The sequence below is a fragment of the Streptomyces pimonensis genome (assembly GCF_041380215.1).
GTDB classification, from domain to species: Bacteria; Actinomycetota; Actinomycetes; order Streptomycetales; family Streptomycetaceae; genus Streptomyces; species Streptomyces pimonensis.
The window spans coordinates 91941-110300 of the sequence record NZ_JAHWZY010000009.1; the positions used below are offsets into that span (position 1 = coordinate 91941).

The 18360-nt window shown below is 71.4% G+C and carries 17 protein-coding genes; 8 read left to right on the forward strand and 9 right to left on the reverse strand.

From position 1 onward, the window contains the following. Positions 1-53 precede the first annotated feature (53 nt). Positions 54-2393, reverse strand: a complete 2340-nt coding sequence (locus KYY02_RS11775) for a transglycosylase domain-containing protein (RefSeq protein WP_371237846.1) — start codon at positions 2391-2393, stop codon at positions 54-56. 428 nt (positions 2394-2821) lie between these two features. Between KYY02_RS11775 and wblA the strand changes: the two genes are divergently transcribed. Next, positions 2822-3160 (forward strand): transcriptional regulator WblA, encoded by a 339-nt coding sequence (gene wblA / locus KYY02_RS11780; RefSeq protein WP_371237847.1) that lies wholly within the window; start codon positions 2822-2824, stop codon positions 3158-3160. A gap of 48 nt (positions 3161-3208) precedes the next feature. Here the strand turns inward: wblA and bagB are convergent, their stop codons facing one another. Beyond that, positions 3209-4621: an ATPase BagB gene (gene bagB, locus KYY02_RS11785; protein WP_371237848.1), complete on the reverse strand. Its 1413-nt coding sequence runs from the start codon at positions 4619-4621 to the stop codon at positions 3209-3211. Between the two features lie 91 nt (positions 4622-4712). After that, positions 4713-5690, reverse strand: coding sequence for an ATPase BagA (gene bagA, locus KYY02_RS11790; RefSeq protein WP_371237849.1), 978 nt, complete (start codon positions 5688-5690; stop codon positions 4713-4715). A gap of 127 nt (positions 5691-5817) precedes the next feature. Here bagA and sp36 point away from each other — a divergent pair, with 127 nt between their 5' ends. The 4 genes from sp36 (at position 5818) to KYY02_RS11810 (ending at position 8703) form a co-directional block, all read left to right on the forward strand. Next, positions 5818-5979 carry a Sp36 family protein gene (gene sp36 / locus KYY02_RS11795; RefSeq protein ID WP_142194045.1) on the forward strand — a complete coding sequence of 54 codons (162 nt, stop codon included), beginning with the start codon at positions 5818-5820 and terminating at the stop codon, positions 5977-5979. After that, positions 5976-6443 carry a RidA family protein gene (locus tag KYY02_RS11800; protein WP_371237850.1) on the forward strand — a complete coding sequence of 156 codons (468 nt, stop codon included), beginning with the start codon at positions 5976-5978 and terminating at the stop codon, positions 6441-6443. The genes sp36 and KYY02_RS11800 overlap by 4 nt, the downstream gene beginning before the upstream one ends. A 551-nt stretch (positions 6444-6994) precedes the next feature. Then, a complete protein-coding gene (locus KYY02_RS11805; RefSeq protein ID WP_371237851.1) occupies positions 6995-7876 on the forward strand; it encodes an NUDIX hydrolase in 882 nt (293 codons plus the stop codon). Beyond that, complete coding sequence (locus KYY02_RS11810; RefSeq protein ID WP_371237852.1) at positions 7873-8703, forward strand: MBL fold metallo-hydrolase; 831 nt, start codon at positions 7873-7875, stop codon at positions 8701-8703. The genes KYY02_RS11805 and KYY02_RS11810 overlap by 4 nt, the downstream gene beginning before the upstream one ends. Positions 8704-8831: 128 nt before the next feature. On the opposite strand, the gene KYY02_RS11815 is transcribed toward KYY02_RS11810, so the two are convergent. Further along, positions 8832-9506: a Crp/Fnr family transcriptional regulator gene (locus tag KYY02_RS11815; RefSeq protein WP_006132548.1), complete on the reverse strand. Its 675-nt coding sequence runs from the start codon at positions 9504-9506 to the stop codon at positions 8832-8834. 335 nt (positions 9507-9841) lie between these two features. Between KYY02_RS11815 and nth the strand changes: the two genes are divergently transcribed. The 3 genes from nth (at position 9842) to KYY02_RS11830 (ending at position 12821) form a co-directional block, all read left to right on the forward strand. Next, positions 9842-10792, forward strand: coding sequence for an endonuclease III (nth, locus tag KYY02_RS11820; RefSeq protein ID WP_371237853.1), 951 nt, complete (start codon positions 9842-9844; stop codon positions 10790-10792). 88 nt (positions 10793-10880) lie between these two features. Beyond that, positions 10881-11576: an NUDIX hydrolase gene (locus KYY02_RS11825; protein WP_371237854.1), complete on the forward strand. Its 696-nt coding sequence runs from the start codon at positions 10881-10883 to the stop codon at positions 11574-11576. Positions 11577-11621: 45 nt separating this feature from the next. Then, the gene (locus tag KYY02_RS11830) at positions 11622-12821 is read left to right on the forward strand and encodes a MarP family serine protease (protein ID WP_371237855.1); all 1200 of its coding nucleotides are present in this window, start codon (positions 11622-11624) and stop codon (positions 12819-12821) included. Between the two features lie 45 nt (positions 12822-12866). On the opposite strand, the gene KYY02_RS11835 is transcribed toward KYY02_RS11830, so the two are convergent. The 5 genes from KYY02_RS11835 to acs all read right to left on the reverse strand — a co-directional run bounded on the left by KYY02_RS11835 (position 12867) and on the right by acs (position 18243). After that, entirely contained in the window at positions 12867-13049 is a 183-nt protein-coding gene (locus tag KYY02_RS11835; protein WP_078661982.1) for a hypothetical protein, read from the reverse strand. A 105-nt stretch (positions 13050-13154) separates the two neighbouring features. Continuing rightward, positions 13155-14105: an alpha/beta fold hydrolase gene (locus KYY02_RS11840; RefSeq protein ID WP_371237856.1), complete on the reverse strand. Its 951-nt coding sequence runs from the start codon at positions 14103-14105 to the stop codon at positions 13155-13157. Beyond that, entirely contained in the window at positions 14102-14590 is a 489-nt protein-coding gene (locus tag KYY02_RS11845; protein WP_371237857.1) for a phage holin family protein, read from the reverse strand. The genes KYY02_RS11840 and KYY02_RS11845 overlap by 4 nt, the downstream gene beginning before the upstream one ends. A 126-nt stretch (positions 14591-14716) precedes the next feature. After that, positions 14717-16111 carry a Na+/H+ antiporter NhaA gene (nhaA, locus tag KYY02_RS11850; RefSeq protein WP_371237858.1) on the reverse strand — a complete coding sequence of 465 codons (1395 nt, stop codon included), beginning with the start codon at positions 16109-16111 and terminating at the stop codon, positions 14717-14719. Positions 16112-16284: 173 nt separating this feature from the next. Further along, the gene (gene acs / locus KYY02_RS11855; RefSeq protein ID WP_371237859.1) at positions 16285-18243 is read right to left on the reverse strand and encodes an acetate--CoA ligase; all 1959 of its coding nucleotides are present in this window, start codon (positions 18241-18243) and stop codon (positions 16285-16287) included. Positions 18244-18360 lie beyond the last annotated feature (117 nt).

An 18360-nucleotide genomic window follows, 5' to 3' on the forward strand; every position in this document is an offset into this window, starting at 1 on the left:
GCTCGCTCCCGGCGCACCGTGAGTGCCTCGTTCGACGTGTCCGGCCGGGGCCGTCAGTCGCGTCCGCCGGGGCCTTCGCCCGCCCCCCGGAAGAAGCCTCCCGGGATGGAGAAGGACGGGTCCGGCTCGGTGTCGCCCGTGCCGGTGTCGCCCGTGCCGGTGCTGCCCGTGCCGGCGTCGCCCGTGCCGGTGTCGCCTCCGTCGGCGTCACCCCCGTCCAGACCGCCGATGAGACCGCTGTCGCCGCCGTTGCCGCTGTTACCGCCGTTGCTGTTGCCGCTGTCGCCGTTGTTGCCGTCGCTCTCCCCGTCGCCGCCGTTCTGGGCGTCCGGGATGTCGACGAGGTTGAAGGACGGGGACTCCTTGCCCGCCAGGGCACCGGTCATGGCGTCCTTCCAGATGGGGCCCGGGACCGCGCCACCGAAGACGAGCGAGTGGTACTGGCCGCCGATCGTGATGTTCTTCATCTCGACCTCCTGGCTCGCGCTGCCCACCCAGACGGCACCCGACATGTTCGGCGTGTAACCGACGAACCAGGCGTTCCTGCGCTCGTCCGTCGTACCCGTCTTACCGGCGTTGGCGCGGTCGCTGAGGCCGGCCGCCTGACCCGTACCGGAGTCGACCACACCCTGCAGCAGGGTGTTCACCGCGTCCGCGGTCTCCTCGCTCATCGCGCGCGAGCACGTCGACTTCGGGACCTCGAGTGACTTCTGCTCGTTGCCGATCTTCTGGGTGATCGCCTCGATGACGATCGGCGTGCAGTACATGCCCCGGGAGGCGAAGGCGGCGTACGCGCTCGCCATCGTGAGCGGCGAGAGGCCGGTGGAACCGAGGGTCATCGAGGAGGGGACCTCGGGGATCTTCTCCCCGTTGCCCTGGACGATGCCGAGCTTGTCGGTCAACGTCACCACGGGGCACATGCCGATGTCCTCGATCATCTGCACGAAGTAGGTGTTGACCGACTTGGCCATCGCTTCCTTGAGCGCGTACGGCCCCACCTCGGACTCGTTCTCGTTCTCGAGCTTGTAACCCTTGTCGTTCACCCAGGGCTTCTCGCACCCGCGCACGGTCGCCGGGTACGGCATCTCGAACGGGGCGGAATACGTCTGCGTCGCCGGCTTGCCCTTCTCCAGCGCCGCCGCCGCCACGAACGGCTTGAAGGTGGAACCCGTCGGGAAGCCGAAGTTGGAGCCGCCCATGGCGTGGTCGACCGAGAAGTTGATCTCCGTCTCGTCCTTGCCGTAGCCGTACGGCTTCGACTGGCCCATCGCGACGACCTTGCCGGTGCCGGGCTCGACCAGCGTGGACGCCGCGGCGACCGAGTCCGACTGGTAGACGTGGTCCTTCAGCGACTGCTGCACCGACGCCTGCGCCTGCGGGTCGAGCGTCGTGCGGATGGTCAGGCCGCCCTGGTTCCAGATCTTCGCCCGGTCGGCCTTGGTCTTCCCGAAGACCGGGTCGCTCAGGAACACCTCGCGCACGTAGTCGCAGAAGAAGCTCGCGTCGTCGACCGCGGTGATGCAGCCGTTCTTCGGCCTGCTGACCTTCAGGCCCAGCGGGGCCTTCGCCGCCTCGGCGGCCTCCTCCCGGGAGATGTCGCCGACCTCGGCCATCCGCTGGAGGACGGTGTTGCGCCGCTTCCTCGCCTCGGCCTCGTCGTTGACCGGGTCGTAGCGGCTCGGCGACTGGACGAGGCCGGCGAGGAGGGCGGACTCCTGGAGGTCGAGGTCCTTGGCGGACTTGGAGAAGTAGCGCCGGGCGGCGGCCTCGATGCCGTAGGCCTGCTGGCCGAAGAAGGTGATGTTCAGGTAGTTCTCGAGGATCTTCTTCTTGCCCAGTTCCTCCTCGACCTGGATCGCGTACTTCAGTTCGGCGATCTTGCGGCCGATGGTCTGCTGGGTGGCCTGCGCGACCTTCGTCGGGTCGTCGCCCGCCTCCTCGACGAAGACGTTCTTCACGTACTGCTGCGTGAGGGTGGACGCGCCCTCGGAGACCTCGCCGCTGCGCGCGTTCGCGTTGAGCGCGCGCAGGACGCCCTTGAGGTCGATCGCGCCGTGTTCGTAGAACCGCGAGTCCTCGATCGCGACGATCGCCTTCTGCATGTACGGCGAGATGTTCTTGAGGGCGACCACCGTGCGGTCGCGCGAGTAGACGGTGGCGATCTGGCCGCCGTCGGCGTCGAGGATGGTGGTGCGCTGGCTCAGCGGCGGCGTCTTGAGGTTGGCCGGGAGCTCGTCGAAACTCTCGACCGACCCCTTGGCCGCCAGGCCGAGCGCGCCCACGGCGGGTAGTGCGATGCCGGCCGTGACGGCCCCCGCGAGGACACTGACACCGAGGAACTTGGCGGCCTGCTGTGCGGGAGACAGGCCACCGCCCGAGCGCTTCTTTGGCATGGGAGCAGCCTACGTTCTCATTTGCCGGACAAGCGTATATGCCTTGGCCTAAGCTGCTCTCAGCTGTCGCAGCAGTGAGGCCACGTATCAATACGTCCGGCGACCCCGAATCGTTCCGGATCTCCTCGACTTTTTTCGTACGCGTGTGCCGGGGAATGTTGAGCCGGTGTCCGGATCCGCCTCGTGTGTCATGCGGTGCCCGTTGTGGCGCAACGGAACCGACCTGGAATGCCGGGTTCGTCGCGCATGTCGCTCCCTCACTCCCCCGGGTGATCTGCCGCTTACCCATAGTCCGTTCGGACCATCCAAGATTGGGCCCGCTGGGGGTGTTGCGCTGTGCCCACCTTCCGTAACGTCCTCAACTGGCGGCGGTGAATATGCCGCTGCCGCCGTGGGGGAGCCTCGATTCGGGAGAGGACGGCGCCGGTATGGGCTGGGTGACCGACTGGAGTGCGCAGGCTGCCTGCCGCACTACCGATCCGGATGAACTGTTCGTTCAGGGAGCAGCGCAGAACAGGGCCAAGGCGGTGTGCACCGGATGTCCGGTACGCACCGAGTGCCTGGCTGACGCGCTCGACAACCGCGTGGAGTTCGGCGTGTGGGGAGGCATGACGGAGCGTGAGCGTCGCGCACTGCTGCGCCGGCGGCCGACCGTGACCTCCTGGCGCAGGTTGCTGGAGACCGCGCGCTCGGAGTACGAGCGGGGGTCGGGTCTCGTGCCGCTCGACGACGACGAGGTGTACGAGAACTACGCGGCGGTGGGCTGAGGGCCCTTGAGGGTTCCCGGACCCGCCTGGCTCCGGCCCAGGGTGTTGTCAGGGCGTCTCGGGCAGCTCCGGCCGGCTGGTCGCGAGCCGGTCGCCGATGTCCCGCAGCCCCGCGAGGTCGTGCACGTCGCCGGGCAGTGCGGCCACCTCGGTCACCGCCACCTCGGGGTGGAGCGCGGTGAAGCGGTCGCGTGTGCGCTGCTCGCGCGAGAGCAGCCGCATCCGCTCGGCGTGCAGCCTCAGCAGACCTGCGGTGAGCCGGTCGACGGACCGGTCCACGTCCGTGTGCGCGTCCGCTTCCGTGTCCTTCGTGCTCGTGCCTTCGGTGTCGTCGGCAGGGGCGGGGGAGCCTGTGCCGGGGATGTCCGAAGCCGGTGTCCCGGAAGCAGGGGACGAACCGGAGGAGTCTGAACTGCCGTGCTTTTCGGGAGAGTTACGAAGTCCAGCTTTCCCGCCCTCCTGATCCACAATGCGGGAGTCCTCAAGATTTTCCGCGGCGGCCAGCGCCCGCTCGGCCGACAGCCGGTCCGCACCGCTGCCGTGCACCCGGTTGAGCACCAGTCCGGCCAACGGCATCCCCTCCGCCGCCAGCCGCTCCACGAAGTACGCGGCCTCGCGCAGCGCGTCCCGTTCCGGGGCCGCCACCACCAGGAACGCCGTCCCGGGCGCCTGGAGCAGCTTGTACGTGGCGTCCGCGCGCGTACGGAACCCGCCGAACATCGAGTCCATCGCGGCCACGAACGTCTGCACGTCCTTCAGCAGCTGGCCGCCGAGCACCTTGCCCAGGGCGCCGGTCATCATCGACATCCCGACGTTCAGGAACTTCATCCCCGCGCGGCCGCCGACCTTCGCCGGGGCCAGCAGCACGCGGATGAGCTTGCCGTCGAGGAAGGACCCGAGCCGCTTGGGGGCGTCCAGGAAGTCCAGCGCGGAACGGGAGGGCGGGGTGTCGACCACGATGAGGTCCCACTCGTCCCGGGACCTCAGCTGGCCCAGCTTCTCCATCGCCATGTACTCCTGCGTGCCGGCGAAGCCCGCGGAGAGCGACTGGTAGAAGGGGTTGCGCAGGATCGCGGCGGCCCGGTCGGGGTCCGCGTGCCCCTCGACGATCTCGTCGAAGGTGCGCTTCATGTCGAGCATCATCGCGTGCAGTTCGCCGCCCGCGGAGTCGTCGATGCCCTTCACCCGGCGCGGGGTGTTGTCGAGCGAGTCGATGCCCATGGACTGGGCGAGCCGGCGGGCCGGGTCGATGGTGAGGACCACCACCTTGCGTCCCCGTTCGGCCGCGCGCAGGCCGAGCGCCGCGGCGGTGGTCGTCTTGCCGACCCCGCCCGAGCCGCAGCACACCACGATCCGGGTGGCGGGGTCCTCGATCAGCGGGTCGATGTCGAGGGCGCGGGTGGGGGAGAGGCGGTGGTGGGCCGGGGCCCGGTCCTGCGCCGGTTCCGGACGACGACTCATGACATCCCCTGCTTCCGGTGCTTCCGGCTCGTGACGTGGCCGGTACGGCGGTGGCGGTCGCCCCGGGACCGCACCGTGCGGGCGCGGCCGGTCATGACACGCCCTGTTCGCGCAGTCGCCTGGCCAGTTGGTACAGGCCGGCCAGGTCCATGCCCTCCGCGAGCAGCGGAAGCTCGTGCAACGGCACGTCGAGGTCCGTCAGCACGGCGCGCTGCTCGGTCTCCAGCGCGTACCGCTCGGCGTACTCCTCCGCCTGCGCGAGCAACGGCTCCACCAGCCGCTCGGCGTGGCCCCCGCGCCGTGCGCCGCCGAGGCCGGCGGACGACAGCGCCCGCGCGATGGAGGAACGAGGGACCGTCGCCGCGAGTTCCAGGCCGTCCCCGTCCAGCACCTCCGGCCGGACCATGTTCACCACGACCCGTCCCACCGGAAGCCGCGCGGCGCGCAGTTCCGCGATGCCGTCGGCGGTCTCCTGGACCGGCATCTCCTCCAGCAGCGTCACCAGGTGCACGGCCGTCTCCGGGGATTTCAGCACCCGCATGACCGCCTGCGCCTGATTGTGGATCGGGCCTATCCTGGCGAGCCCGGCGACCTCGTCGTTGACGTTGAGGAAGCGGGTGATGCGGCCGGTCGGCGGGGCGTCCATCACGACGTAGTCGTAGACGAACCGCCCCTCCCTGTCCTTGCGGCGCACCGCCTCGCAGGCCTTGCCGGTGAGCAGGACGTCCCGCACGCCGGGTGCGATGGTGGTGGCGAAGTCGATCGCGCCGAGCTTCTTGAGAGCCCGGCCGGCGCTGCCGAGCTTGTAGAACATCTGGAGGTATTCCAGGAGGGCCAGTTCGGCGTCGATGGCGAGGGCGTACACCTCACCGCCTCCCGGAGCGACGGCGATCTTCCGTTCCTCGTAGGGCAGCGCCTCCGTCTCGAAGAGTTGTGCGATGCCCTGGCGGCCCTCGACCTCGACGAGGAGCGTCCGCTTCCCCTCCGTGGCCAGGGCCAGCGCGAGGGCCGCGGCCACCGTGGTCTTGCCGGTTCCGCCCTTGCCGCTGACGACCTGGAGCCTGCTCACGTCTTCGAGCCTAAATGCTCGTCCCGCGCCGCGGCGGCTCCGGGTGGAGGTTCCCGGCCGTCGCACCCCGCGTGAGGGGGCGGTGCGGGGGCCGCGTCCCGCGCGGGCGGAGGCTAGAGTCGGCCGCATGACCAAGTGGGAATACGCGACTGTGCCGCTGCTCGTCCACGCAACGAAGCAGATTCTGGACACCTGGGGCGAGGACGGCTGGGAGCTCGTCCAGGTCGTGCCCGGGCCGAACAACCCCGAGCAACTGGTGGCCTACCTGAAGCGGGAGAAGCAGGGATGAGCGCCGTCGAGGCGAGACTGGCCGAGCTGGGCCTGAGCCTGCCGGAGGTCGTCCCGCCGCTGGCCGCGTACCAGCCTGCCGTGCGGTCGGGGCGGTACGTCTTCACCGCCGGCCAGCTGCCCATGGTGGAGGGCGAGCTTCCGCTGACCGGCAAGGTCGGCGCGGAGGTCACCGCCGAAGAGGCGAAGGGGCTGGCGCGTACCTGCGCGCTGAACGCCCTCGCCGCGGTCAAGTCCGTCGCCGGGGACCTGGACCGCGTGGCACGCGTGGTGAAGGTCGTCGGCTACGTGGCCTCCGCCACGGACTTCACCGGCCAGCCGGGCGTCCTCAACGGCGCGAGCGAACTGCTCGGCGAGGTCCTCGGCGACAAGGGCGTCCACGCCCGCAGCGCGGTGGGCGTCGCGGTACTGCCCCTGGACGCCCCGGTGGAGGTCGAGATCCAGGTGGAACTCACGGAGGCGTAGTCCGTCCCGCCGGGTCCCGCCGGGCGCGGGACCCGGCGATGCCGACGCCCCGGCGCCCGGGGTGAGGGCGCGTACCGGTGCCTGCGGCCTCGGTACGCGGGGCCATGGAGCCGACGCCCGGCGTGAGGGCGGAACCCGGTGACGAGGGCTTCTGGTGCGCGGTGCCCCGGGCCCGCCGCCCGGTGTGACGGCGGCGTGCTGTGGTGCCGGGTGCCCGGGGCCGGGCCCCGGCCCGACGGCACACCCGGTGAACGTGGCACCCGGTGCGCGGGTGTCGGGGCCGGGGCGCCTGGCACGAGGGCACGCCTACGAGCCTCCCGGCGCCCGGCGTGGGGGTGCCCGCGTCCGGTGCGTCGGCGGGGACGTGCGTCGTCCTCCTCCACCTCGTACGGGACGTGCGCGGCCCGTCCGGGTGGTCGGAGCCCCGGGCGCCGGGCGTGAGCCGCGCGGCCACCGCAGTGTCCGTTCCGGCGGACCGCCGTGTCGTCCGCCGGTTCCGCCGTCCCCCGCGGGCACTCGAACATCCGCCCGTCACGGGATAGCCTCCGGCCATGGTGAATGCGCAGGCCGGCGGGCAGTGGTACCCGCCCGAGTGGCCGGAGCGGATCCGTGCGCTGGCGGAGGGCGGCCTCACGCCGGTCGTGCCGAAGCGCGCGGCCACCGTCATGCTGCTCAAGGACACCGGTGACGGGCCCGCCGTGCACATGCTGCGCCGGCGTACGTCCATGGCGTTCGCGGGCGGCGCGTACGCCTACCCCGGCGGCGGCGTCGACCCGCGGGACGACGACCGGCACGTCCGCTGGGCGGGCCCCCCGCGCGCGTGGTGGGCGGACCGGCTCGGCGTCGACGAGGCGGGGGCCCAGGCGATCGTCTGCGCGGCCGTGCGGGAGACGTACGAGGAGGCCGGCGTCCTGCTCGCCGGACCCGCCCCCGACTCCGTGGTCGGCGACACGACCGGCGACGACTGGGAGACGGACCGTGCCGCGCTCGTCGCGCGGGAGACGTCCTTCGCGGAGTTTTTGGACCGCCGTGGGCTGGTCCTGCGCTCGGACCTGCTCGGCGCATGGACGCGCTGGATCACCCCCGAGTTCGAGCCCCGCCGCTACGACACCTGGTTCTTCGTCGCCGCGCTCCCCGCGGGCCAGCGCACCCGCAACGCCTCCACGGAGGCCGACCGCACGGTGTGGATCACACCCCGCGCGGCGGCCGGGGCGTACGACCGGGGCGAGCTGCTGATGATGCCCCCGACCATCGCGACGCTGCGCCGGCTCACGGCGTACGGAACGGCCGCGGAGGTGCTCGACGCGGCTCCCGCGCGGGACCTCACGCCGGTACTGGCCACCGCGCGCCTGGCTGAGGGCGAGATCGTGCTCTCCTGGCCCGGACACGATGAGTTCACCCAGCACATCCCGACCGGAGGAGCCCTCACATGACGGACGCGGGCACCCTTCCCGGCCAGCCGCGGGGCGAAGTCCTCTCCGGTCCCGCCACCGCGCGTGCCGTCAACGTGCTGGCCCCCAACGCCTCGGCGATGACCCTGGACGGCACCAACACCTGGATCCTGTCGGAGCCGGACTCCGACCTCGCCGTCGTGGTCGACCCCGGCCCGCTGGACGACGGGCACCTGCGGCATGTCGTCGGCACGGCCGAGCAGGCCGGAAAGCGCGTCGCACTCACCCTGCTGACGCACGGTCACCCCGACCACGCCGAGGGCGCCGCCCGGTTCGCCGAACTGACCGGTACGAAGGTGCGGGCACTGGACCCGGCGCTGCGGCTCGGTGACGAGGGGCTGACCGGCGGGGACGTCGTCACCGTCGGGGGCCTGGAGCTGAGGGTCGTACCGGCCCCCGGACACACGGCCGACTCCCTGTGCTTCCACCTCCCGGCCGACCGGGCGGTCCTCACCGGCGACACCGTCCTGGGCCGCGGCACGACCGTCGTGGCCCATCCCGACGGCCGCCTCGGCGACTACCTGGACACGCTGCGCCGGCTCAGGTCGCTCACGGTCGACGACGGCGTCCACACGGTACTGCCCGGTCACGGACCCGTCCTGGAGGACGCCCAGGGCGCCGTCGAGTTCTACCTCGCCCACCGTGCCCACCGCCTCGCCCAGGTCGAGACGGCCGTCGAGGACGGCCGCCGCACCCCGTCCGAGGTCGTCGCCCACGTCTACGCCGACGTCGACCGCTCCCTGTGGCCGGCCGCTGAACTCTCGGTGCGCGCCCAGCTGGAGTACCTCCGGGAGCACGGACTCATTTGATCCCCGGAGTTCCCGGAGTCCCGCCCCCGAAGCCTTCGGAGCCCCGGAGCCCTCGCAGTGCGCACGTCCAGCGCGCGGACACGGCGGAACCCCGCTCCCGAGGAGAGCGGGGTTCCGGTGCCGGGGTGTCAGCGGGAGCGCTTCGCGAGGCGTTCGACGTCCAGGAGGATCACCGCGCGGGCCTCCAGGCGGAGCCAACCGCGCTGGGCGAAGTCCGCCAGGGCCTTGTTGACCGTCTCGCGGGACGCGCCGACCAACTGGGCCAGCTCCTCCTGCGTGAGGTCGTGCACGACGTGGATGCCCTCTTCGGACTGCACGCCGAAGCGGCGGGAGAGGTCCAGCAGGGCACGGGCGACACGGCCCGGGACGTCCGAGAAGACCAGGTCCGACATCGCGTCGTTGGTCTTGCGCAGCCGGCGCGCGACGGCCCGCAGCAGCGCCGTGGCCACCTCGGGGCGGGCGCTCAGCCAGGGCGTCAGGTCGCCGTGGCCCAGACCGAGCAGCTTGACCTCGGTGAGCGCCGTGGCGGTCGCGGTGCGCGGGCCCGGGTCGAAGAGCGACAGCTCACCGATCAGCTCGCCCGGACCGACCACGGCGAGCATGTTCTCGCGGCCGTCGGGGGACGTGCGGTGCAGCTTGACCTTGCCCTCGGTGACCACGTACAGGCGGTCGCCGGGGTCGCCCTCGTGGAACAGGGAGTCGCCCCGTGCGAGGGTCACCTCACTCATGGAGGCGCGAAGCTCGGCGGCCTGCTCGTCGTCGAGCGCCGCGAAGAGCGGATTCCGCCGCAGAACGTCGTCCACGAGTTCTCTCCTTGTCGACCTGCTCAGGGGAATCTGTTCCCCCACGTACCAGGGGACCGTGGTTCCCATTCTGCCGGACGGTCCAAACAGTGTGATCTGTCACAAGGATGCCGTACGGGCCGGTCGGGGTAAGCGGCAGGGGTCCGATTGGACGCGGGCCTTCGGGGTCCGGGGCGGATGTCGGCGCCGGGCCGTAGGCTGGCCGGGTGTCCAAATCGCCGGTGAGAGCACAGGCCGAGGGAGCTGCGCGAGTGGGTGTACGTCGCGATTCCGCTGTGGGCGAACAGGGCACCGATGGCGGTAGGGGAACGGCGGAAACGGCAAAGAGGTCACCGTTGAAGAAGGAACCGGTGGTCCGCGTGAGCGGGGCGGCCGAGGGGACGAGCGCGTCGGCGGAGAAGCCGGCGGAGACCGCAGCCGGGAAGCCGGCGGCGAGGAGGGCGGCCGGGGTGAAGGGGACGGCCGCCATCGGGAAGTCCGCCCCCACGAGGGCCGCCGTCAGGCCGGCCGGGAACGAGTCACGCACCGCGCTGGTCCGCCGCGCGCGCCGGATCAACCGCGAGCTCGCCGAGGTGTTCCCGTACGCCCACCCGGAGCTGGACTTCGAGAACCCCTTCCAACTCGTCGTCGCCACCGTGCTGTCGGCCCAGACCACCGACCTGCGCGTCAACCAGACGACCCCCGCCCTCTTCGCGAAGTACCCCGCCCCCGAGGACCTGGCCGCCGCCGACCCCGCGGAGGTGGAGGAGATCCTGCGCCCCACCGGCTTCTTCCGGGCCAAGACCAGGTCGGTCATAGGGCTGTCCAAGGCGCTGGTGGAGGACTTCGGCGGTGAGGTGCCCGGCCGGCTCGAGGATCTCGTCAAACTGCCCGGCGTCGGCCGCAAGACGGCCTTCGTGGTGCTCGGCAACGCGTTCGGCCGCCCCGGGATCACCGTCGACACCCACTTCCAGCGGCTGGTGCGCCGCTGGCGCTGGACCGAGGAGACCGACCCCGACAAGATCGAGGCGGCCGTCGGCGCGCTCTTCCCCAAGAAGGACTGGACCGACCTGTCCCACCACGTCATCTGGCACGGCCGTCGCATCTGCCACGCCCGCAAGCCCGCCTGCGGCGCCTGCCCCATCGCGCCGCTCTGTCCGGCGTACGGCGAGGGCGAGACGGACCCGGAGAAGGCGGAGAAGCTGCTGAAGTACGAGAAGGGCGGCTTCCCGGGCCAGCGGCTGAAGCCCCCGCAGGCCTACCTGGACGCCGGCGGCAGGCCGGCTCCGCCGCTGGGGGCCGGATGACGGAGCGGCGTGTGCGGCGGCCCGCGGAACGATCCCGGGGCCACCGGGCGTTGGACGCGTGGGACGCGGTCGGACGACGGGGGTGGCGATGACGCGGACGAGCGATGCCCGGGGCGGCCCGGTGACGCTCAGCCAGGAGGGGCTGCCCTCCTGGCTGGACCCGGTGGCCCGTGCGGCGGAGACGGTCCGGCCGGGACAGCTGAGCCGCTTCCTGCCCCCGGAGAACGGCACGGGGCGCCAGTCCGCCGTCCTCATCCTCTTCGGCGACGGCGAGCACGGCCCGGAGCTGCTGCTCATGGAGCGTGCGAGCTCACTGCGTTCGCACGCCGGGCAGCCGTCCTTCCCCGGTGGCGCCCTCGATCCCGAGGACGGCGACCCGCACGGCGACGGCCCGCTGCGGGCGGCTCTGCGCGAGGCCGAGGAGGAGACCGGGCTCGATCCGTCCGGCGTCCAGCTGTTCGGCGTGCTGCCGAAGCTCTACATCCCGGTCAGCGGCTTCGTCGTCACCCCCGTGCTGGGCTGGTGGCGCGTGCCCAGCGCGGTGGGGGTCGTCGACCCGAACGAGACCGCGCGGGTGTTCACCGTCCCCGTGGCGGATCTCACCCACCCGGACAACCGCGCGACCGCGGTTCACCCCAGCGGTCACCAGGGTCCGGCGTTTTTGGTCGAGTCCGCCCTCGTGTGGGGCTTCACCGCCGGCGTCATCGACCGGTTGCTGTACTTCGCGGGGTGGGAGCGGCCCTGGAACCGGGGCAGGCGGGTCCCGCTGGACTGGCGGTCATGACAGGGTGGTCGCCGTGCTGGGTCGGACGAGGCGAGGCGTGAAGCGGTGAACGTGCTGGACATCCTGTTGCTCGTCGCCGCCGTGTGGTTCGCGGTCGTCGGCTACCGCCAGGGCTTCGTCGTCGGCATCCTGTCGGTGATCGGTTTCCTGGGCGGCGGTCTCGCCGCCGTCTACGCGCTGCCGGTCATCTGGGATGCCCTGACGGGCGACTCCGAGGTCGGTACGACGGCCGCCGTCGTCGCGGTCGTCGTCGTCATCGTCTGCGCCTCCGTCGGCCAGGCCCTGACCACTCATCTCGGCAACAAGCTGCGCCGCCACATCACCTGGTCGCCGGCCCGCGCGCTGGACGCCACGGGCGGCGTCCTGGTCAACGTCGTCGCGATGCTCCTGGTCGCCTGGCTGATCGGCTCGGCCCTCGCCGGCACGACGCTGCCGACGCTCGGCAAGGAGGTCCGTGGCTCCAAGGTGCTGCTCGGGGTCTCCCGGGCGCTGCCCGACCGGGCCGACAGCTGGTTCGCCGACTTCTCCTCCATCCTCGCGCAGAACGGCTTCCCACAGGTCTTCAGCCCCTTCGCCAGTGAGCCGATCACCGACGTCCGGCCCCCGGACCCGGCCCTGGCGGGCAGCCCCGTCGCCCTCCGCGCGCAGCGCTCCATCGTCAAGGTGATGGGCACCGCCCCGAGCTGCGGCAAGGTTCTGGAGGGCACCGGCTTCGTCTTCGCCGAGCGTCGCGTCATGACCAACGCGCATGTCGTGGGCGGCGTCGACGAGCCGACCGTGCAGATAGGCGGCGAGGGCAGGAAGTACGACGCTGCGGTCGTCCTCTACGACTGGAAGCGCGACATCGCCGTCCTCGACGTGCCCGACCTCGAGGCACCCGCGCTGCGCTTCGCCGCCGAGGACGCGAGCAGCAACGACAGCGCCATCGTCGCCGGCTTCCCGGAGAACGGGGCGTACGACGTCCGTTCCGCGCGTGTGCGGGGACGCATCACGGCCAACGGCGCGGACATCTACCGCCGGGGCACGGTCCGCCGCGACGTGTACTCCCTGTACGCGACCGTCCGCCAGGGCAACTCCGGCGGCCCGCTGCTGACCCCCGAGGGGGAGGTCTACGGCGTGATTTTCGCGAAGTCCAGGGACGACGCGGAGACCGGCTACGCGCTCACCGTGGACGAGATCCAGGAGGACATCGCCAAGGGCCGCGCCGCGAACCAGCAGGTGGACAGCGACAGCTGCGCACTCTAGGACGGCCCCTGGCGCCGGGGAACAGTCGTACGGTCGTACGGACCGTCAGCCGCGCGGGTGGCGCAGGCGGACGGAGACCCAGCGGGCCCGGCGGCGGAGGATGTGCGGGATGCCCACCTTGAGGTCCGTACCTGCCATCTGTGGTGCACCGCCTCGCTGGTGGGAGCCCATACCGCCCGCCGAGCGGCGGTCACGGCTTGCGTCACTGTAGTCGTGCGTCCAGCCCATACCCCGACGTCTGCCCCCACCCCAAGGTCGATAACCACCTCACGCGCACTCAATTGGCGTATGCGCCGGGCAATTGGCCGGTCGTCAGGTGAGTGCTCGACCCGGTCACCGATCGGGTTCGGGATCCTTCAGCCAACTGATCAGTTCCGTCGAGAAGGCGACCGGATCCTCTTCGTGCGGGAAGTGCCCCAGACCGTCGAACAACCGCCAGCGGTACGGCGCTTCGACGTACTCCCCGGACCCCGCGGCACTGCGCGTGCGCACGACCGGGTCCAGCGAGCCGTGCAGATGCAGCGTCGGCACCTGCACCGGCCGCTTCATCCTGCGGTTGAACTGGATGCCGTCCGGGCGGGCCAGGGAGCGCACCATCCAGCGGTACGGCTCGATCGAGCAGTGCGCCGTGGACGGGATGCACATGGCCCGCCGGTAGTTCTCCAGTGCCTGCTCGTCCGGCAGGCGCGGCCCGGACCAGTCCCGGATGAACTCGGCGACCAGCGCCCCGTCGTCCGCGGTGAGCCGGCGCTCCGGGATCCAGGGCCGCTGGAACCCCCAGACGTGGGACAGGGCGGCCGACTGCCTGGCGTCGGAGACCAGAGCCGAGCGCCAGCGCCGCGGATGAGGCATGGACGCGACCGCGAGCCGCCGTACGAGCTTGGGACGCATCGCCGCGGCCGTCCACGCCAGGTACCCGCCCAGGTCGTGGCCGACCAGCGCGGCGTCCGGCTCGCCGAGGGAGCGGATCACCCCGGTGATGTCCAGCGCGAGGTTGGCCGGGTCGTAGCCGCGCGGTGTGCGGTCGCTGCCGCCGACACCCCGCAGGTCCATGGCGACGGCCCGGAACCCGGCGTCGGCGAGCGCCGTGAGCTGGTGCCGCCAGGTCCACCAGAACTGCGGGAAGCCGTGCAGCAGCAGCACCAGGGGGCCGTCGCCCAGCTCCGCGATGTGGAAGCGGGCACCGTTGGCGGCGACGTCCCGGTGCGTCAGTCCGGCGCCGCCGGGGACGTCGAGTCGTACGACCGAGGCGGGCTGCGCCGGAGGGGTGGCGGGATCCGTCATGAAGACGAGCGTGCCACAGCCTCGATGGCCTGGGGGACCCGGTCCTCGGACAGCTCAGGGCGGGGGTGCGGCTTGGCCCTCTGCAGCACGCCTGCCGTCTCCTTCATCGAGGCGGCGACCTTCTGCGGGCCCCGGCCCTTCTTCGCCCTCTTCGCGAAGACGGCGCCGATCAGCCCGAGGAGCAGCGCGATCAGTACGTTGGCCAGGAAGGACAGCAGGAAGCAGAGCGCGAGGTTCCAGTCGCTCCAGGTGCGGATGCCGTAGGCGAGGGCGAAGTTCAGCATCGGCAGGGAGAACAGGAGCAGCAGGCCGGCCAGCGTGAACAGGCCGCCGCTGGCCGCGCCCCGCTTGACGTCCTGCTTGAGCTGCGCCTTCGCCAGCGCGATCTCGTCGTGCACCAGCGCCGACATGTCCGCCGTCGCCGAGGCGAACAGCTGGCCGATGCTGCGTTCGGCGCCGACCGGGCTGCCGTCGGGTGCGCTCATCGCGGTCTCCCTCTCCTGCGTACGTTCTGCGTACGTTCCTCATGCCTGCGCGTACGGTTCGGTCTTCTGTACCGTCTCGTCAGATCATGCCGGACCGTCGTGTTCCTCGCCTGCCCCGTCCGTCACTCAGGCAAGCGCGTCCCGCTCGGCGGCCTTCTCCCGGGCGAGCCGCCGGTGCTCCGCGGCCTTCCGCTCGTGGATATCCGCCATGCGCAGGTGGTACGCCGGGTCGTCCTGCTCGTAGACGTCCGGGATGCCGCTGAGGTCCTCGTCGCGCTCCTCCTCCTCGATCAGCCTGCGGTACTTGGCGTTCCGTATCTTCAGCAGCACCGCCGCGGCGACGGTGGCGATCAGCGAGCCGGCCAGGACGGCCGCCTTGACGCTGTCGCTCATCGAGGCGTCGCCCTCGAAGGCGAGTTCCCCGATGAGCAGCGAGACGGTGAAGCCGATCCCGGCGAGGGTCGCCACCGCGAACACGTCCGCCCAGGCGAGGTCGTCGCTGAGCGAGGCCTTGGTGAAGCGTGCCGTCAGCCACGTACCGCCGAAGATGCCGAGCGCCTTGCCGACGACGAGTCCGAGCACCACGCCGAGCGTCTCGGGCTGCGTGAACACCTCTGCGAGGGCGTTCCCGGAGACCGCCACGCCGGCGCTGAACAGCGCGAACAGCGGCACCGCGAGGCCCGCCGAGAGCGGCCGGACGAGGTGCTCGATGTGCTCGCCGGGGGAGTGCTCCTCACCCTCGCGGCGGTGGCAGCGCAGCATCAGGCCCATGGCGACGCCGGCGATGGTGGCGTGGATGCCGCTGTTGTACATCAGAGCCCACACGACCAGCGCGAGCGGCACGTACACGTACCAGCCGCGCACGCCCTTGCGCAGCAGCAGCCAGAAGACGGCCAGGCCCAGGGCCGCGCCGCCGAGCGCCACGAAGTCCAGGTCGTCGGTGAAGAAGACCGCGATGATCATGATCGCGAACAGGTCGTCGACGACGGCGAGGGTGAGCAGGAAGGCCCGCAGCGCGCTCGGCAGGGAGGTGCCGATGACGGCGAGCACGGCGAGCGCGAAGGCGATGTCGGTGGCGGTGGGCACGGCCCAGCCGGCCAGGGAGCCGCCGCCCAAGCCGCTGGTGAGCGCGTAGACCAGCGCCGGTACGGCCATGCCGCACAGGGCGGCGACGACGGGGAGCGCGGCGGCCTTGGGGTCGCGCAGATCACCGGCGACGAGTTCGCGCTTGAGCTCGATCCCCGCGACGAAGAAGAAGATCGCGAGCAGTCCGTCGGCGGCCCAGTGCGCCACGGACAGGTCGAGTCCGAGGGCCTCGGGGCCGAAGTGGAAGTGGCTGACGCTCTCGTAGCTGTCGTGCAGCGCGGGTATGTTCGCCCAGACCAGCGCGGCGACGGCGGCGAGGAGGAGCAGGACGCCGCCGACCGTCTCGGTGCGCAGCGCGTCCGCGACGTATGAGCGCTCGGGCAGGGAGAGGCGTCCGAAGACCTTGCGGGGAGCGGGGGGGTGGGGCGTGGTCACAGGGTGTTCCTCTGGTCGACGGGCAGCACAAATCGTGTGCCGACCAGACTTCCCGGCGCCCCATGAAACAATTTCTTCTTTAGCTTAGCTAACGTGCTCGCGGGGCGCACCAAGAGCACCTCGGGGCACCCTGCGCACGGCCGCGCAAGGCGCCCCGGTCAGGCGCGGTCCGCTCAGTCCTCGCCGGGCGCCTGGGGCAGCTTGGCCTGGATGAGATCCATGACCGTGCTGTCCGTCAGCGTCGTGACGTCGCCGAGCCGGCGGTTCTCCGCGACGTCCCGCAGCAGACGGCGCATGATCTTGCCGGAGCGGGTCTTCGGCAGCTCGGCCACCGGCAGGATCCGCTGGGGCTTGGCGATCGGGCCGAGCGTGGCGCCCACGTGGCCGCGCAGCTCGCCGACGAGGTCCTCGCTCTCCGCCGCCGTACCGCGCAGGATCACGAAGGCGACGATCGCCTGCCCGGTCGTCTCGTCCGCCGCGCCGACCACGGCCGCCTCGGCGACCGACGGGTGGGAGACGAGCGCGGACTCGACCTCCGTGGTGGAGATGTTGTGGCCGGACACCAGCATCACGTCGTCGACCCGGCCGAGCAACCAGATGTCGCCGTCGCCGTCCTTCTTGGCGCCGTCGCCGGCGAAGTACTTGCCCTCGAAGCGCGACCAGTAGGTGTCGATGAACCGCTGGTCGTCGCCCCAGACGGTGCGCAGCATCGACGGCCACGGCTCGGTGAGGACCAGGTAGCCGCCACCGCCGTCGGGCACCTCGTTCGCCTCGTCGTCGACGACGGTCGCGGCGATGCCGGGCAGCGGGGTCTGGGCGGAGCCCGGCTTGGCGTCGGTCACGCCCGGCAGCGGGGAGATCATGATGCCGCCGGTCTCGGTCTGCCACCAGGTGTCCACCACCGGGGTGCGGTCCGCGCCGATGTTCTTGCGGTACCAGATCCACGCCTCGGGGTTGATCGGTTCGCCCACCGAGCCCAGCACCCGCAGGCTGCTGAGGTCGAACTTGGCGGGGATGTCGTCGCCCCACTTCATGAACGTGCGGATCGCGGTGGGCGCCGTGTAGAGGATCGTCACGCCGTACTTCTGCACGATCTCCCAGAAGCGGCCCTGGTGCGGGGTGTCCGGCGTGCCCTCGTACATCACCTGGGTGGCGCCGTTGGCGAGCGGGCCGTAGACGATGTAGGAGTGCCCGGTGACCCAGCCGACGTCGGCCGTGCACCAGTACACGTCGGTCTCCGGCTTGAGGTCGAACACGGCCCAGTGCGTGTACGCGGTCTGGGTCAGGTAGCCGCCGGAGGTGTGCAGGATGCCCTTCGGCTTACCCGTCGTCCCCGAGGTGTAGAGGATGAACAGCGGGTGCTCGGCCCCGAACGCCTCCGGGGTGTGCTCGGTGCTCTGCCGCTCCACCAGGTCGTGCCACCACACGTCGCGGCCCTCGGTCCAGGCGACGTCCTGGCCGGTGCGGCGGACGACGAGGACGTGCTCGACGGTGCCGGCCTTGGTGATCGCCTCGTCCACGGCCGGCTTGAGCGCGGAGGGCTTGCCCCGCCGGTAGCCGCCGTCGGCCGTGATGACGACACGCGCGTCGGCGTCCTGGATACGGGTGGCGAGTGCGTCGGCAGAGAAGCCGCCGAAGACGACGGAGTGCGTGGCGCCGACGCGGGCGCAGGCCAGCATCGCGACCGCGGTCTCCGGGATCATCGGCATGTAGACGGCGACCCGGTCGCCCTGCTGGACGCCGAGCTCCAGCAGAGCGTTGGCGGCCTTGGAGACCTCGTCCTTGAGCTGGGCGTAGGTGATGGCCCGGCTGTCGCCCGGCTCGCCCTCGAAGTGGATGGCGACCCGGTCGCCGTGCCCGGCCTCCACATGCCGGTCCACGCAGTTGTAGGCGACGTTGAGCTCGCCGTCCTCGAACCACTTGGCGAACGGCGGGTTCGACCAGTCCAGGGTCTCGGTGGGCTCGGTGGCCCAGGTCAGCCGGCGGGCCTGCTCGGCCCAGAAGCCGAGCCTGTCAGCCTTGGCCTGTTCGTACGCCTCCGCCGTGACGTTGGCGTTCGCGGCCAGGTCGGCGGGGGGCGAGAAGCGACGCTCCTCCTTCAGCAGGTTGGAGAGGGAAGAACGCTCGCTCATCGTCCCATCTCCTCCTTCAGGAGGTTGGCCAGGCTTTCATTGCTCACGGCATCTGCCTTTCCCAGGGTGTCCGTTGTGTCCCAGGCCACAGCTCATCAGACCCGGGGGCGGGCTGAC

Coding starts and splice junctions, on each gene's coding strand:
- wblA (WP_371237847.1), top strand. CDS start 2,822: ATGGGCTGGGTGACCGACTGGAGTGCGCAGGCTGCCTGCCGCACTACC.
- KYY02_RS11845 (WP_371237857.1), bottom strand. CDS start 14,590: ATGAGCGCACCCGACGGCAGCCCGGTCGGCGCCGAACGCAGCATCGGC.
- KYY02_RS11840 (WP_371237856.1), bottom strand. CDS start 14,105: ATGACGGATCCCGCCACCCCTCCGGCGCAGCCCGCCTCGGTCGTACGA.
- KYY02_RS11810 (WP_371237852.1), top strand. CDS start 7,873: ATGACGGACGCGGGCACCCTTCCCGGCCAGCCGCGGGGCGAAGTCCTC.
- KYY02_RS11775 (WP_371237846.1), bottom strand. CDS start 2,393: ATGCCAAAGAAGCGCTCGGGCGGTGGCCTGTCTCCCGCACAGCAGGCC.
- KYY02_RS11800 (WP_371237850.1), top strand. CDS start 5,976: ATGAGCGCCGTCGAGGCGAGACTGGCCGAGCTGGGCCTGAGCCTGCCG.
- sp36 (WP_142194045.1), top strand. CDS start 5,818: ATGACCAAGTGGGAATACGCGACTGTGCCGCTGCTCGTCCACGCAACG.
- bagB (WP_371237848.1), bottom strand. CDS start 4,621: ATGAGTCGTCGTCCGGAACCGGCGCAGGACCGGGCCCCGGCCCACCAC.
- acs (WP_371237859.1), bottom strand. CDS start 18,243: ATGAGCGAGCGTTCTTCCCTCTCCAACCTGCTGAAGGAGGAGCGTCGC.
- KYY02_RS11805 (WP_371237851.1), top strand. CDS start 6,995: ATGGTGAATGCGCAGGCCGGCGGGCAGTGGTACCCGCCCGAGTGGCCG.
- KYY02_RS11835 (WP_078661982.1), bottom strand. CDS start 13,049: ATGGGCTGGACGCACGACTACAGTGACGCAAGCCGTGACCGCCGCTCG.
- KYY02_RS11825 (WP_371237854.1), top strand. CDS start 10,881: ATGACGCGGACGAGCGATGCCCGGGGCGGCCCGGTGACGCTCAGCCAG.